Raw genomic sequence first — 13,616 nt, 5'->3', positions numbered from 1 at the left:
GCCGCCGCCACGGGTGCCACGACCGGGCGCGCGGGCGGTACCGCAGCCGCAGCCTTGGGCTTCGGCTTGCGGGGCTGGATCGTCGAGGTCACGATGCCCTGGGGCGTGTCGAGCCCGTAGATGTCGTCGCGGAACTGGACCTGCCCGTCCGCACCCTGCCAGCCGGTGAGGTAGACCCAGGCCACGGGGACCGACTTCTTGAGCGGGATGTTCTTGCGCTCGCCCTTGGCGATCTCGTCCTCGATCGACTGGCGGTTCCATTCGGAGCCCTCCAGCAGCCAGGCAGCGAGGTCGCGCACGCCCTCGATGCGCGCGCAGCCCGATGAGTTGAAGCGCACGTCGTTGCGGAACAGCGTCTTCTTCGGCGTGTCGTGCATGTAGACCGCATCGCTGTTGGGCATGTCGATCTTGAGCTGGCCGAGCGAGTTCGTCGGTCCTGGCTCCTGGCGCACGTAGAAGTAGGGGTTCGTCAGGGTCGCCCAGTTGACGCTGGCCGGGTCGATTTCCTTGTTCTCGGCCCCGAGCAGCTTCATGTTCGACTTGGCGACGAAGCTGGGGTCCTTGCGCATATGCGGGATGATGTCGGCCTTCACGATCGACATCGGAACCGTCCAGTAGGGATTGAGGTTGACCGAAGTGATGTTGGCCTGGATCACCGGCGAAGGGCGGTCCGCCCGCCCGACGATGGCGAGATGGCGCTGCTGCACCGTGCCGTTCTCGACCGCCTCGACACTGGCGCCCGGGATGTTCACGACGACATAGCGGCTGGCGAAATTGAAGCCGTTGCCCTTCAGGCGCTCCAGCGTCGCGGTGAGCTGGTTCAGCCGCACTTCGACCGGCGTGTTCATCGCCTTGAGGGTGAGGCGCCCGACCGTACCAAGATCGGACAGGCCGTGGCGGCGCTGGAAGCGCTTCACGGCCTCTGCGACGGCTGTGTCATAGACGTCGCCGTTCAGGGCTTCCGGGGCGAGATCGCCGCTGGCCAGCAGGCGCTGCTTCAGCGCAACGACATCCGGCCCCTGCGAATCGAGCTTCAGCGACGCAGCACCGGCGGGCACCTTGGGCCAGCCACCACGGCCGGCGACATCCTCATGGGCGATCAGCGCCTCGAGCGTGCGGTCATAGGTGTTCGGGCCGTAGCTCGGCTCGTTGGCGCGCACGAGCGCCGTCGAGGCCAGCAGGAGCGCGGCCGCAGCGGCGAGGATGGAGGGACGCACAGACATGAAAACCCCCGGGCCGCAGAGAGCGGCACCGGGGGATCATTCCGCGACATGGTCAAGGAATGCTTAAGAAGCGGCCGGCGCTCTTCACCATGCTGACGAATGTCGTCAGCATGGTCGGGAGCCCTTACTCCGCCGCCTTGGCAGGAACCGGCTTTTCCCATTTCAGGACCGGCGAACGCGCGGCGCGGGTCTCGTCGAGCCGGCGGATCGGGGCGTGATGCGGCGCGCTGGTGAAGCGCTCCTTGTCGTTGCCCTTCGCCGCCATGGCGAGGTCGCGCAGCGTGGCGACGAACAGGTCGAGCGCGGCCTTCGACTCCGACTCGGTCGGCTCGATCAGCATGGCGCCATGGACGACGAGCGGGAAATAGACCGTCATCGGATGGTAGCCCTCGTCGATCATCGCCTTGGCGAAATCGAGCGTCGAGACGCCCGAGCCCTTCAACCATTCGTCGTCGAACAGCACCTCGTGCATCGACGGGTGGTCCGGGAAGGGCAACGACATCAGGTCGGACAAGCCCGCGCGGATGTAGTTCGCGTTGAGGACCGCATCCTCGGAGGCCTGGCGCATGCCGTCCGAGCCATGGCTGAGCATGTAGGCGAGCGCACGGACATACATGCCCATCTGGCCGTGGAAAGCGGTCATGCGGCCGAAGGGCTTGTTGCCTGCCGGCGCTTCCTCGCGCGTTTCGATCAGATGCGGCTTGCCGTTCTCGACATGGATGAAGGGCACGGGAGCGAAAGGCGCGAGACGCTCGGAGAGCACCACGGGGCCGGCACCGGGACCGCCGCCGCCATGCGGCGTCGAGAAGGTCTTGTGCAGGTTGATGTGCATGGCGTCGACGCCGAGGTCGCCCGGGCGGGCCTTGCCGACGATGGCGTTGAAGTTGGCGCCGTCGCAGTAGAAATAGGCGCCCGCCTCGTGCATCGCCGCCGCGATCTCGACGATCTCAGGCTCGAAGATGCCGCAGGTGTTCGGGTTGGTCAGCATGATCGCCGCGATGTCCGGCCCGAGCAGGGCCTTGACGTCCTCGACCGCGACGGTGCCGTCCGGACGGGCCGGCACGGCCTTCACCGAGAAGCCGATCAGGGCCGCGGTGGCCGGGTTGGTGCCGTGGGCCGATTCGGGAACGAGCACGACGTTGCGGGTCGCGCCCTCCCCCTTCGCCTCGATCGCCGCCTTGATCGCCATCATGCCGCAGGCCTCGCCATGGGCGCCGGCCTTCGGCGAGAGGGCCACCGCCGGCATGCCGGTCAGCGTCATCAGGTAGCGGGCGAGCTCCAGCATCAGGTCGAGCGCGCCGGGCACGGTCGAGAGCGGCTGGAGCGGGTGCACGTCGGAGAAGCCCGGCAGCCGCGCCACCTTCTCGTTGAGGCGGGCATTGTGCTTCATCGTGCAGGAGCCGAGCGGGAAGAGCCCGGTGTCGATGCCATAGTTCTTCTGGCTGAGGCGCACATAGTGGCGCATCGTCTCAGGCTCGGAGAGCCCGGGCAGGCCGATCTCGCCCTGACGGGCATGCTTGCCAAGGCGCGACTTGAACGGCGCGGGTTTGTCGATATCGACGCCGGTCGCCTCGTGATGGCCGATCTCGAAGATCAGCGGCTCGATCTGCTGCAGCGCCTTGTTGCCGGTGAAGGTGGCGTGCTCGGAATGCGCGGCCTCGCCGGCCTGGGTGGGACGTCCCTGACGGTTCAGCATCACAGCACCTCCACGAGCGCCGCCACCAGGGCCGCCCGGTCTTCATCGGTATTCACCTCTGTCGAGGCGATGATCAGCAGGTCATCGAGCCCGGACCGCGGCAGGAGCCGCGAGACGGGGACTCCGGCCAGGATGCCCCTGGCGGCGAGCACCTCGACGACCTCGGCGGCCGGCTTCTTCAGCTTCACCGTGAACTCGTTGAAGAAGCTGTCGTTGAGCACGGTCACGCCCTCGACGCCTGCGAGAGCATTGGCGAGCTTCACGGCATTGGCGTGGTTCACCTCGGCGAGCCTGGTGAAGCCCTCCTGGCCCAGCAGCGTCATGTGGATGGTGAAGGCCAGCACGCAGAGGCCCGAGTTCGTGCAGATGTTGGAGGTAGCCTTGTCGCGGCGGATGTGCTGCTCGCGCGTCGAGAGCGTCAGCACGAAGCCGCGCTGCCCGGTCGAATCGACCGTCTCGCCGCAGAGCCGGCCCGGCATCTGGCGGATATATTTCGACTTGGCGGCAAAGAGGCCGACATAGGGGCCGCCGAAGTTCAGGGCATTGCCGATCGACTGGCCCTCGCCGACGACGATGTCGGCATCCTGGGCACCCGGCGGCACCACGGCGCCGAGCGAGACGACCTCGGTGAAGACCGCGATCAGAAGCGCGCCATGGGCGTGGGCCTTCTCGGCGATCGGCTTCAGGTCGCGCAGGTTGCCGAAGACGTCCGGCGACTGGACGACGACACAGGAAACGCTGTCGTCGATCTGCGAAAGAATGTCCTCGCTGGCGGAGACGTCGGGCTTCAGCGCCACGACCTCGTCATTGGCCATCTCGGAGAGGGTCTCGACGACCGCGGCGTAATGCGGGTGCAGGCCGCCGGAGAGCACGGCCTTGCGGCGCCTGGTGACGCGATGCGCCATCAGCACGGCCTCGCCGGTGCCGGTCGAGCCGTCATACATCGAGGCGTTGGCGACATCCATGCCGGTGAGTGCCGCGACCTGGGTCTGGAACTCGAAGAGATATTGCAGCGTGCCCTGCGCGATCTCGGGCTGATAGGGCGTGTAGCTGGTCAGGAACTCCGAGCGCTGGATCAGGTGATCCACCGTCGCCGGGACATGGTGCTTGTAGGCGCCGGCGCCGACGAAGAAGGGCACGGCCGAGGCGGCGGTGTTCTTGCCCGCCATCTTGCCGAGGATGCGCTCGACCTCGAGCTCCCCCCTGGCGCGGGGCAGGTCTACCGGGGCCTTCAGGAGCTTGCCGGCCGGCACGTCGCTGAACAGCGCGTCGATATCGGAGACGCCGATCCGCGCGAGCATGTCCTCGCGGTCGGTATCGGTGAGCGGGAGATAGCGCATGGGGAATGTCCGTTGTCGGTTTCGGGCTCTGAAGCCGCAGAAGCGCTGCGCCGCCGCGGGAGAGCCCGCGACGGCGCCAGCAATCAGAGCGTCTTGACGTAGTTCTGGTACTCGGACTCGTTCATCAGCCTGTCGAGCTCGGCCGCGTCCTTGATCCGGATCTTGAGGAACCAGCCCTTGCCGGCCGGGTCCTCGTTGACGGTGCCGGGCGCGCCCTCAAGCTCGGCATTGACCTCGACGACCTCGCCGGACACCGGCGCATAGACCTCGGAAGCGGCCTTGACGCTCTCGACCACCGCGGCCTCGTCGCCCGTGCTCAGCGCCTTGCCGACCGCGGGCAGCTCGACGAAGACGACATCGCCGAGCTGGGACTGGGCATAGTCGGAGATGCCGACGGTGCCGACGTCACCCTCGATGCGGATATATTCGTGGTCTTTGCTGTAGCGGGTCTCGGCCATGGTTTCCTCCTGGCGAAAAATCGAAAATCGGAATCAGCGCTTGTAGCCGTTGGGAACGAAAGGCATCGGCGCGATGACGGCCGGCAGCGGCTTGCCGCGCACGATCAGGTCGAGCCTGGTGCCCGGCGCGGAATGAGCCTTGGCAACATAGCCCATCGCGCAGGGGCCGTTGAGGGTCGGACCGAAGCCACCCGAGGTGACCATGCCGATCACCTCGCCCTCGGGCGTCGCGATCTCGGTGCCTTCGCGGGCAGGCGCGCGGCCTTCCGGGAGCAGGCCGACGCGGATGCGCGAAACACCGTCGCTGAGCTCGCGCTGGATGCGCGCTGCGCCGGGGAAGCCGCCCTCCTCGCGCCGGCGCTTCTGGATCGACCAGTTGAGGGCGGCCTCGATCGGCGTGGTCGTGGTGTCGATGTCGTGGCCGTACAGGCAAAGCCCCGCTTCTAGACGCAGCGAATCGCGCGCGCCGAGCCCGATCGGCTTGACGTTGGCGTCGAGCAGCAGCGTGTCCCAGATCTCGCCGATCTTCGCGGCGGCCGCGGAGATCTCGTAGCCGTCCTCGCCCGTATAGCCGGACCGGCTGACATTGGCCTTGATCCCGGCGACCTTCATGGTGCGGGAGGTCATGAAGCCCATCTCTGCGGCTTCCGGCGCGATCGCGGCCAGCGCGGCCTCGGCGCCCGGGCCCTGCAGCGCGATCAGGCCGCGATGCTCGGCCTTGACCAGCTTCACATTGGCCGGCAGGCGCGCCTCGATATGGGCGTAGTCGGCATCCTTGCAGGCGGCGTTGACGACGAGATAGAGCGCGCCGTCCTCATCGGGATCGATCGAGCGCGTCACCATCAGATCGTCGAGGATGCCGCCCTCCTCGTTCAGGAGCTGCGAGTAGCGCTGCTTGCCGGGGGCGAGATTGACGATGTCGGCGGGAATCAGCGCTTCCAGCGCCTTCGCCGTGGTCTCGTGGTCGGGGCCGATCAGGAAACACTGGCCCATATGCGAGACGTCGAAGAGGCCGGCCTTCTGGCGCGTCCAGTTATGCTCGGTCAGGATGCCGGTAGGGTATTGAACCGGCATGTCGTAGCCGGCGAACGGCACCATGCGGGCGCCAAGCGCGACATGTCGGGCATGGAGCGGCGTCTTCAGCGGCGCGGGCGCGCCGGCGGTGTCGGTGGTGGCCTCGTGAGCCTCGGCAGCCATGGCGTGCCCCTTCCAGAATCGAGCGCAAGCCCCGGACGGTATCGTCCGGAACGCGCCCCCTCTGTCTCGGGACCTGAGAGATTTCCCCGCCAGCCATCAGGCCAGACGAGTTACACCCGTCGGTGGGCGGACATCGCTGTCCACCACTTTCCAGAGCGCCAAGTCCCCAGCGGTCCTTTTGCCTGAGCGTTTCCGGGGCGGTTGCGCCTTCGGCGCCGGCCCTGACGGATCAGGCCCGGTCTCTCCCGCGGGGATATGCGGCTTGGGCACAGATACAGCAGGCGCGGGCCCAGTCAATCCGGGCTGCGCCTGCTTTCACGGCAAAGCTGCCCTTATCGACGGCGCTGGCGCGCCGGAGCGGCGCCGCCCTGGCCCAGCCCGACGATGATCTCGACTTCCCCGGTGCCGGCCGGCACGACGATGCCGTCCTCGACATGGGAGAAATCGACGCCGCCCTGGCCGGAAGCGATCGTGCCGCCGACCCTGGAGGCCCGGCGGGCAACCGTCGCCGTGCCGCGCGTCACCGTCGTGCTGAGGGTCGCGCCGAAGCTGCCGGGGCTGCCGGCCGGGCCGAGGAGCACGCGCCCCTCGACGCCGACCTTGAGCCGGAAGCCGCCATTGCCGGTCGGCGTGCACTCGCGCGCGACATTGTTGATCGAGATCTGGTAGCGCAGGCCGCCCGAGTCCTGCCCGGACTGGGCGCGGATCGCGGCGCCGCCGTCGGCGACGATGACCTCGGGGCAGACGGCCTCGTTCTGGTCCTCGTCCTTCGGCAGCTGGTCCGGGGCGGGCGGCTTCGCGGACTGGAACATCAGCATGTTGAGCGCCGTGCTGCCGGCGGAAGACGACGAAGGGGAGCCACAACCGGCAAGGCCAAGGCAAAGCAGCGGCAGCGCGAGCCAGCGGCCCGCAGTCAAAGTCTGGTCGATCAAGGCAGCGCCTCCACGCCGGGGCCGAAGCCGTTGAGCGAGACGGGCACGCCCACTCCCTCTTCCGGCGTCTGGAATACGATGAAGGTCGCGCTCTTGCCGCCCTTCAGCTGGCCGAGGAGGTTGTCGTCCATCACGACCTCCGCGACGCAACCGGTGGTCAGGCAGCGCACGAATCCGGCGCGGCCGATGTCCTTGTCGTCGATCTTGAGTCCGAGGCCGGAGGGCAGCAGCACGCCGAGCGGAGCGACCACGCGCAGGAGCCGGCTCTTCTGGTCGGCCGTCTTCAGCACGATGACGAGCAGAGTGAGATTCGGCCGGTCCTCCGCCGCGACGTTCTGAACGAGCGCGCATTGCTCCGCCTTGGCGCCCGGGGGCACCTCGCAGCGCATCTGCCAGTCGCCATGTGTGGAACGCACCGCGCCCTGCGCGAGAGCGGAGCCGGTGTAGAGGCTCGTCCCCATGAGCGCCAGCGCCAGGGCGCCTGCCGCTCCGATGATCCTCATCATCCCTGCCATCCTTCGAAACCCGTCCAGAAACTGCAGCAGAAGCGCAAGATTCAGGCAAAACGCCGACCGCGCCAGAGAATCCTGCCGCTCTACACATAAAATGCGTTGGGACCATGCAGGCCCGGCCCTGTCAAGGCATGCGCAACGGCACCGGCGCGGTTCCGTCAAGGCCTCGTGCGATTTTGCCGCACTGATGATGAGGGACCGTGTCATTGCCCCACTGGCGCAAGCGTGATCTTTGATTTATCGCAATCCCGAAGAACGAGGCGACTTCACGGTCGCCCCTTCGTGCATGGGGCAAAGCCGGTCGGTTCCCGTGCAGGTCGATTGAGGAGCATGACGGATCGATGCGATTTCTGAGCAGGACCTTTGCAACAGTGGCCGCTGCGGCCCTTGCCGTCGCCGCGCTGGCGACTGTCCCGGCCGTCGCCGGCACCGGTATGCCCTCCCCCTGGCAGATGAACCTGCAGGGCGCCGCGACTCCCGTCGCCGAGTTCATCCACTGGTTCCATGACTGGCTGAACATCATCATCGCCGTGGTCACGCTCTTCGTGCTCGGGCTCCTGATCTATGTCGTCTTCCGCTTCAACGAGAAGGCGAACCCGGTCCCCTCGAAGACAACGCACAACGCCCTGCTCGAAGTGTGCTGGACGGTCATCCCGGTCCTGATCCTCGTCGTGATCGCGATTCCCTCCTTCCGCCTGCTCAAGCTCCAGCTCGAAATTCCGCAGGCCGACCTGACCCTGAAGGTCACCGGCAAGCAGTGGTACTGGTCCTATGAATATGCCCAGGAGAACGGCTCCTTCGGCTTCGACTCGCTGATGCTCGACGAGAAGCAGCGCGCCGAAGCGATCGCCAGCAAGAAGATCGCCGAGGCCGAGGCTCCGCGCCTGCTCGCCGTCGACAACGAGGCGATCGTGCCGGTCGGCAAGATCGTCCGCGTCCAGGTCACCGGCGCCGACGTCATCCACAAGTTCACGGTGCCGTCCTTCGGCATCAAGATCGACGCGATCCCCGGCCGCCTGAACGAAACCTGGTTCAAGGCCGAGCGTGAAGGCATCTATTACGGCCAGTGCTCGTTCATCTGCGGCCAGAACCACGCCTACATGCCGATCGCCTTCCGCGTCGTCAGCCAGGAGCGCTACGCCGCCTGGCTGAATGAGGCGAAGCAGAAATTCGCCAATGCCGAAGACGCTGGCAGCAAGTTTGCTGCCGCGTCCAAGTAAGTCGCCGAGGAGAAAAACGATGGCAACAGCGGCTCAGCACGCTCACGGCCATGACGAGGCCCACCACGACCACCCGACCGGGTGGCGCAGGTGGCTTCTGTCGACCAATCACAAGGACATCGGCACGCTCTACCTGATCTTCTCGATCATCGCGGGCCTCGTCGGCGGCTTCCTCTCGATCATGATGCGCATCGAGCTGCAGTACCCCGGTATGCAGATCTTCGCGAACGGTCAGAGCTACAACGTGTTCGTCACGGGCCACGGCCTGATCATGATCTTCTTCATGGTCATGCCCGCGGTCATCGGCGGCTTCGGCAACTGGTTCGTGCCGCTGATGATCGGCGCGCCGGACATGGCCTTCCCGCGCATGAACAACATCTCGTTCTGGCTCACCGTCGCGGCCTTCGTGCTGATGGTGATCTCGATGTTCGTCGAGGGCGCGCCCGGCGCGCACGGCGTCGGTACGGGCTGGACGGTCTATCCGCCGTTCTCGACCGCCGGCCATCCCGGCCCCTCCGTCGATTTCGGCATCCTGTCGCTGCACCTTGCCGGCGCGGCCTCGATCCTTGGCGCGATCAACTTCATCACCACGATCCTGAACATGCGCGCGCCTGGCATGACCATGCACAAGATGCCGCTGTTCGCCTGGGGCGTGCTGGTCACCGCCTTCCTGCTGCTGCTGTCGCTGCCCGTCCTCGCCGGCGCCATCACCATGCTGCTGACGGACCGCAACTTCGGCACGACCTTCTATGACCCGGCCGGCGGCGGCGACCCGATCCTGTACCAGCACCTGTTCTGGTTCTTCGGGCATCCCGAAGTCTACATCATGATCCTGCCGGCCTTCGGCATCGTCAGCCACATCATCTCGACCTTCTCGAAGAAGCCGATCTTCGGTTATCTCGGCATGGCCTATGCCATGGTCGCGATCGGCGTCGTCGGCTTCATCGTGTGGGCGCACCACATGTACACCGCCGGCCTCTCGCTCAACACGCAGCGCTACTTCGTGTTCGCGACGATGGTCATCGCGGTGCCGACCGGCATCAAGATCTTCTCCTGGATCGCGACGATGTGGGGCGGCTCGATCCGCTTCACCGCGCCGATGATCTGGGCGGTGGGCTTCATCTTCCTGTTCACCGTCGGCGGCGTGACCGGCGTGGTGCTCGCGAATGCCGGCGTCGACCGCTCGCTGCACGCGACCTATTACGTCGTGGCGCATTTCCACTACGTGCTCTCGCTCGGCGCCGTGTTCGGCATCTTCGCGGGCTTCTACTACTGGTTCCCGAAGATGAGCGGCTACGTGATCCCGGACTGGATCGGCCGGCTGCACTTCTGGGTCGCCTTCGTCGGCGCGAACCTGCTGTTCTTCCCGCAGCACTTCCTCGGGCTCGCCGGCATGCCGCGTCACTATGTGGACTATCCGGATGCCTTCGCCGGCTGGCACTACTGGTCGTCGATCGGTTCCTACATCTTTGCCTTCGGCCTGCTGATCTTCTTCTACGGCCTCGTGGTCGCCTTCACGAAGAAGCAGCTCGCCGGCGACAATCCGTGGGGCGAAGGCGCGACGACGCTGGAGTGGACCCTGTCCTCGCCGCCGCCCTTCCACCAGTTCGAGACCCTGCCGCGCATCACCGGCTCGGACCACTGAGACAACAGGCGGCGGGCTTTCCGGGCCCGCCGCCGCCCCTCCCCCGAGCGCCACGACGGCGTTCCGGAGATGGGCGGCACGATCACAGCCGCGAATACCCTGCGCCCGCGGGCGCCGTCACAAGAGTACGAAGACGATCCGACTGATGTCAGCTGCGTTCGAAACCCGCACCGACGGCATGGCCGCCTCCTCCGGCGAAGCGCGCGACTTCTTCGCGCTGCTGAAGCCGCGTGTGATGTCGCTCGTCGTGGTGACGGCGCTGACGGGCATGGCGACCGCGCCGGGCTCCGTGCATCCCGTCCTCGCGCTTGCCGCCCTCATGGCCATCGCGGTCGGCGCCGGTGCATCGGGCTGCCTCAACATGTGGTACGATGCCGACATCGACGCGCTGATGAGCCGCACGGCCAAGCGCCCGATCCCGGCGGGCCGCGTGCTCCCCTCCGAGGCGCTGGCCTTCGGGCTGACCCTCTCGGTCGGCTCGGTGCTGGTGCTCGGCCTGATCACCAATGCGCTGGCCGCGTTCATGCTGGCCTTCACGATCTTCTTCTATGCCGTGGTCTATTCGATGTGGCTGAAGCGCTGGACGCCGCAGAACATCGTGATCGGCGGCGCCGCGGGCGCCTTCCCGCCGATGATCGGGGAGGCCGTGGTGACCGGCAATTTCGGCTGGCACTCCCTGGTCCTGTGCGCGATCATCTTCCTGTGGACGCCCCCGCATTTCTGGGCGCTGGCGCTGGTCAAGTCCGGCGACTACGAGCGCGCCGGCATCCCGATGATGCCGAACGTCGCCGGCCCCGCCGCGACGCGCCGCCAGATCGTGCTCTATTCGCTGATCATGGCGCCGGTCGCCGTGCTGCCGGCCCTGATGGGCTTTGGCGGGATGCTCTATCTCGTCGTCTCGGTGACGACCGGCCTGGCCATGATCTGGCTCTCGATCCAGGTCTGGCGCCGCACCGAAGGGCAGCCCGCCGTGAAGGCCTGCTGGTCGCTGTTCGGCTTCTCGATCGTGTACCTGTTCCTGCTCTTCGCGGTTCTGCTCGTCGAGAACGGCCTCGGCCTGATGTGGGCCCTGCCGAAGGTGATCGGATGAGCGACCAACGCCCCAAGCAGCCCGCGCCGGCTCCGTTCTCGCCGGAGGACATGGCGCGCCGTCGCCGCCGTTCGATCGCGCTCGCGCTCGTGCTCGGCGGGCTCGTGATCTTCTTCTTCGTGGTGACGCTGGTGAAGACCGGTCCCGCGATCATGAACCGACCCCTGTGATGACGAACACCGTCCCGCAGAAGCCCAAGGCCAATCCGGCGAAGACCGCGCTGATCTGCGTCGGCATCGCTTTCGGGATGCTCGGTGCATCCTTCGCGGCGGTGCCGCTCTACGACCTGTTCTGCAAGGTCACCGGATTCGGCGGAACGCCGATGGTGGGCACGGCCGGCGCAGGCAGGATTCTCGACCGGACGATGTCGGTTCGCTTCGATGCCAATGTCGCACCGGGGCTCGGCTGGAAATTCGAGGCCGAGAGCCCGGAGATCAAGGTCAAGGTCGGCGCGACCCAGACCGTGTTCTACAAGATGACGAATCGCTCGGACCGCACGGTGACCGGCATCGCGACCTACAATGTCGCGCCCGACAAGGCCGCGGCCTATTTCGTCAAGATCCAGTGCTTCTGCTTCACCGAGCATACGCTCAAGCCGGGCGAGAGCTTCGAGGCGCCGGTGGTGTTCTATATCGACCCCGAGATCGCCGGGAATCGCGAGCTCGACGGCGTCCACGCCATCACACTGTCCTATACCTATTTCGCCTCGAAGTCGGGCCAGCCCGTCGCCGAGGACAAGGCCGGCTCCGTCAAGGGTGACGCGGCCAATTCGAAACTGTAGAACGCGCTAGAGCAAAAGCGCGGACAAGACGTCGTACGCGGAGACTGAATACGATGGCCGGGGCCCATACGAAGCACCACGATTACCACCTCGTCGATCCGAGCCCGTGGCCGCTCGTCGGCGCCGCCAGCGCGACGATCATGGCGATCGGCGCGGTCATGTGGATGAAGGCCCTTCCGGTCGGCGGCATGCATATCGGCCCGCTGGTCTTCGGTGCCGGCCTGCTCGGCGTGCTCTACACCATGCTCGCCTGGTGGATGGACGTGGTGCGCGAGGCCGAGACCGAAGGCCACCACACCCGCGTCGTGCAGCTGCATCACCGCTACGGCATGATCATGTTCATCGCCTCCGAGGTGATGTTCTTCGTCGCCTGGTTCTGGGCCTATTTCGACGCCAGCCTCTTCGCCGGCGAGCAGATCAACTATCTCCGCTACGAGTTCACCGGCGGGCACTGGCCGCCGAAGGGCATCGAGACCTTCGATCCCTGGCACCTGCCGCTGCTCAACACGCTGATCCTGCTGACCTCCGGCACCACCGTGACCTGGGCGCATTATGCGCTGATCAACAACGATCGCGCCGGCCTGAAGCAGGCGCTGTGGCTGACCGTGATCCTCGGCATCCTGTTCACGCTGTGCCAAGCCTACGAGTATTCGCACGCCACCTTCGCCTTCAAGGGCAACATCTACGGCGCCACCTTCTTCATGGCGACCGGGTTCCACGGCGCGCATGTCATCATCGGCACGATCTTCCTGGCGGTCTGCCTCTACCGGACGTATCTCGGCCACTTCAAGCCGAACCAGCATCTCGGCTTCGAGTTCGCCGCCTGGTACTGGCACTTCGTCGACGTGGTCTGGCTGTTCCTGTTCGCCGCGATCTATGTCTGGGGCGCCGGTGCGCCCGCCGCCGGACACTGATCCCGCCCCGCACCGCGCCCTCGCGGTCATCGTCTGACGAAAGGCGGCCGCGAGGCCGCCTTTCCTGCTTCGGAGGCCGTGATGGCAGGTGCTGAGCCCACCCCCCTCTCTCCCTATTCCACCGGGTTGGCCGGGCGTTGCCCACGCTGCGGCGAGGGCGCTCTGTTCGACGGCTTCCTGAAGCTGAAGCCGCGCTGCAGCGCCTGCGGGCTCGATTACAAGTTCGCCGATTCGGCGGACGGGCCGGCCGTCTTCATCATGCTGATCGCCGGTTTCGTCGTCCTCGGCGCGGCGCTCTATGTCGAGATCAGCTACGAGCCACCGATCTGGCTGCATCTGCTGATGTGGCTGCCCCTTGCTCTCGTCATCTGCCTCGCGCTGCTGCGGCCGATGAAGGGGCTGGCCGTCGCGCTGCAATATGCCCACAAGGCCGAAGAAGGCAGGCGAGCGAAGTGAGCATGCAAGCTGCAGGTGCACGCAGACCCTCCCTGCTGCTGCCGACCGTCCTCACGATCGTCGGCACCGCCATCCTTTGCCTTCTCGGCAGCTGGCAGATCCAGCGCATGCAGGAGAAGCACGCCTATATCGGCCGCCTGCAGGCCCAGGCG

Annotated in this window: 14 protein-coding genes and 1 riboswitch; of the genes, 7 read left to right on the top strand and 7 right to left on the bottom strand. The window is 66.5% G+C overall.

What is annotated here, in order from left to right; genetic code table 11:
• From ACIPIA_RS02855 to ACIPIA_RS02825, 7 genes are all read right to left on the bottom strand, one after another.
• The coding region (locus tag ACIPIA_RS02855) for a L,D-transpeptidase family protein (protein ID WP_400506476.1) at positions 1-1,223 on the bottom strand (1,223 nt) is incomplete at its 3' end.
• Between the two features lie 124 nt (positions 1,224-1,347).
• A complete protein-coding gene (gcvPB, locus tag ACIPIA_RS02850) occupies positions 1,348-2,919 on the bottom strand; it encodes an aminomethyl-transferring glycine dehydrogenase subunit GcvPB (protein WP_400506474.1) in 1,572 nt (523 codons plus the stop codon).
• Positions 2,919-4,259: an aminomethyl-transferring glycine dehydrogenase subunit GcvPA gene (gcvPA, locus tag ACIPIA_RS02845; RefSeq protein WP_400506472.1), complete on the bottom strand. Its 1,341-nt coding sequence runs from the start codon at positions 4,257-4,259 to the stop codon at positions 2,919-2,921. Before gcvPA ends, gcvPB begins: the two co-directional genes overlap by 1 nt.
• Before the next feature lie 83 nt (positions 4,260-4,342).
• Positions 4,343-4,717: a glycine cleavage system protein GcvH gene (gcvH, locus tag ACIPIA_RS02840; protein WP_400506470.1), complete on the bottom strand. Its 375-nt coding sequence runs from the start codon at positions 4,715-4,717 to the stop codon at positions 4,343-4,345.
• Between the two features lie 33 nt (positions 4,718-4,750).
• Positions 4,751-5,914, bottom strand: a complete 1,164-nt coding sequence (gcvT, locus tag ACIPIA_RS02835) for a glycine cleavage system aminomethyltransferase GcvT (RefSeq protein WP_400506469.1) — start codon at positions 5,912-5,914, stop codon at positions 4,751-4,753.
• Between the two features lie 160 nt (positions 5,915-6,074).
• A riboswitch (glycine riboswitch) is annotated at positions 6,075-6,172 on the bottom strand.
• A 74-nt stretch (positions 6,173-6,246) separates the two neighbouring features.
• Positions 6,247-6,846 (bottom strand): hypothetical protein, encoded by a 600-nt coding sequence (locus tag ACIPIA_RS02830; RefSeq protein WP_400506467.1) that lies wholly within the window; start codon positions 6,844-6,846, stop codon positions 6,247-6,249.
• The gene (locus ACIPIA_RS02825) at positions 6,843-7,361 is read right to left on the bottom strand and encodes an invasion associated locus B family protein (RefSeq protein WP_400506466.1); all 519 of its coding nucleotides are present in this window, start codon (positions 7,359-7,361) and stop codon (positions 6,843-6,845) included. Before ACIPIA_RS02825 ends, ACIPIA_RS02830 begins: the two co-directional genes overlap by 4 nt.
• 338 nt (positions 7,362-7,699) lie before the next feature.
• Between ACIPIA_RS02825 and coxB the strand changes: the two genes are divergently transcribed.
• The 7 genes from coxB to ACIPIA_RS02790 all read left to right on the top strand — a co-directional run bounded on the left by coxB (position 7,700) and on the right by ACIPIA_RS02790 (position 13,464).
• Complete coding sequence (gene coxB / locus ACIPIA_RS02820; protein ID WP_400506464.1) at positions 7,700-8,578, top strand: cytochrome c oxidase subunit II; 879 nt, start codon at positions 7,700-7,702, stop codon at positions 8,576-8,578.
• Between the two features lie 19 nt (positions 8,579-8,597).
• Positions 8,598-10,223 (top strand): cytochrome c oxidase subunit I, encoded by a 1,626-nt coding sequence (ctaD, locus tag ACIPIA_RS02815; RefSeq protein ID WP_400506462.1) that lies wholly within the window; start codon positions 8,598-8,600, stop codon positions 10,221-10,223.
• Positions 10,224-10,368: 145 nt separating this feature from the next.
• Entirely contained in the window at positions 10,369-11,313 is a 945-nt protein-coding gene (locus tag ACIPIA_RS02810) for a heme o synthase (protein WP_400506460.1), read from the top strand.
• A complete protein-coding gene (locus tag ACIPIA_RS02805; RefSeq protein ID WP_400506458.1) occupies positions 11,310-11,483 on the top strand; it encodes a hypothetical protein in 174 nt (57 codons plus the stop codon). Before ACIPIA_RS02810 ends, ACIPIA_RS02805 begins: the two co-directional genes overlap by 4 nt.
• Positions 11,483-12,094 carry a cytochrome c oxidase assembly protein gene (locus tag ACIPIA_RS02800; protein ID WP_400506456.1) on the top strand — a complete coding sequence of 204 codons (612 nt, stop codon included), beginning with the start codon at positions 11,483-11,485 and terminating at the stop codon, positions 12,092-12,094. The genes ACIPIA_RS02805 and ACIPIA_RS02800 overlap by 1 nt, the downstream gene beginning before the upstream one ends.
• Positions 12,095-12,147: 53 nt before the next feature.
• The gene (locus ACIPIA_RS02795; RefSeq protein WP_400506454.1) at positions 12,148-13,008 is read left to right on the top strand and encodes a cytochrome c oxidase subunit 3; all 861 of its coding nucleotides are present in this window, start codon (positions 12,148-12,150) and stop codon (positions 13,006-13,008) included.
• A gap of 81 nt (positions 13,009-13,089) precedes the next feature.
• Entirely contained in the window at positions 13,090-13,464 is a 375-nt protein-coding gene (locus ACIPIA_RS02790; protein ID WP_400506453.1) for a DUF983 domain-containing protein, read from the top strand.
• Positions 13,465-13,616: the final 152 nt, after the last annotated feature.

Source organism: Allobosea sp. CER48, from assembly GCF_044752385.1.
Classification (GTDB): Bacteria; Pseudomonadota; Alphaproteobacteria; order Rhizobiales; family Beijerinckiaceae; genus Allobosea.
The sequence above is the reverse complement of the archived record's forward strand: the minus strand, read 5'-3'. Positions and strand labels throughout refer to the sequence as shown.

Bases quoted from the DNA above. Each gene is read 5' to 3' on its own strand.
- ACIPIA_RS02810 (WP_400506460.1), top strand. From the start codon at position 10,369: ATGTCAGCTGCGTTCGAAACCCGCACCGACGGCATGGCCGCCTCCTCC.
- ACIPIA_RS02800 (WP_400506456.1), top strand. From the start codon at position 11,483: ATGACGAACACCGTCCCGCAGAAGCCCAAGGCCAATCCGGCGAAGACC.
- ACIPIA_RS02825 (WP_400506466.1), bottom strand. From the start codon at position 7,361: ATGGCAGGGATGATGAGGATCATCGGAGCGGCAGGCGCCCTGGCGCTG.
- coxB (WP_400506464.1), top strand. From the start codon at position 7,700: ATGCGATTTCTGAGCAGGACCTTTGCAACAGTGGCCGCTGCGGCCCTT.
- ctaD (WP_400506462.1), top strand. From the start codon at position 8,598: ATGGCAACAGCGGCTCAGCACGCTCACGGCCATGACGAGGCCCACCAC.
- gcvPB (WP_400506474.1), bottom strand. From the start codon at position 2,919: ATGCTGAACCGTCAGGGACGTCCCACCCAGGCCGGCGAGGCCGCGCAT.
- ACIPIA_RS02805 (WP_400506458.1), top strand. From the start codon at position 11,310: ATGAGCGACCAACGCCCCAAGCAGCCCGCGCCGGCTCCGTTCTCGCCG.
- ACIPIA_RS02790 (WP_400506453.1), top strand. From the start codon at position 13,090: ATGGCAGGTGCTGAGCCCACCCCCCTCTCTCCCTATTCCACCGGGTTG.
- ACIPIA_RS02795 (WP_400506454.1), top strand. From the start codon at position 12,148: ATGGCCGGGGCCCATACGAAGCACCACGATTACCACCTCGTCGATCCG.
- gcvPA (WP_400506472.1), bottom strand. From the start codon at position 4,259: ATGCGCTATCTCCCGCTCACCGATACCGACCGCGAGGACATGCTCGCG.
- gcvH (WP_400506470.1), bottom strand. From the start codon at position 4,717: ATGGCCGAGACCCGCTACAGCAAAGACCACGAATATATCCGCATCGAG.
- gcvT (WP_400506469.1), bottom strand. From the start codon at position 5,914: ATGGCTGCCGAGGCTCACGAGGCCACCACCGACACCGCCGGCGCGCCC.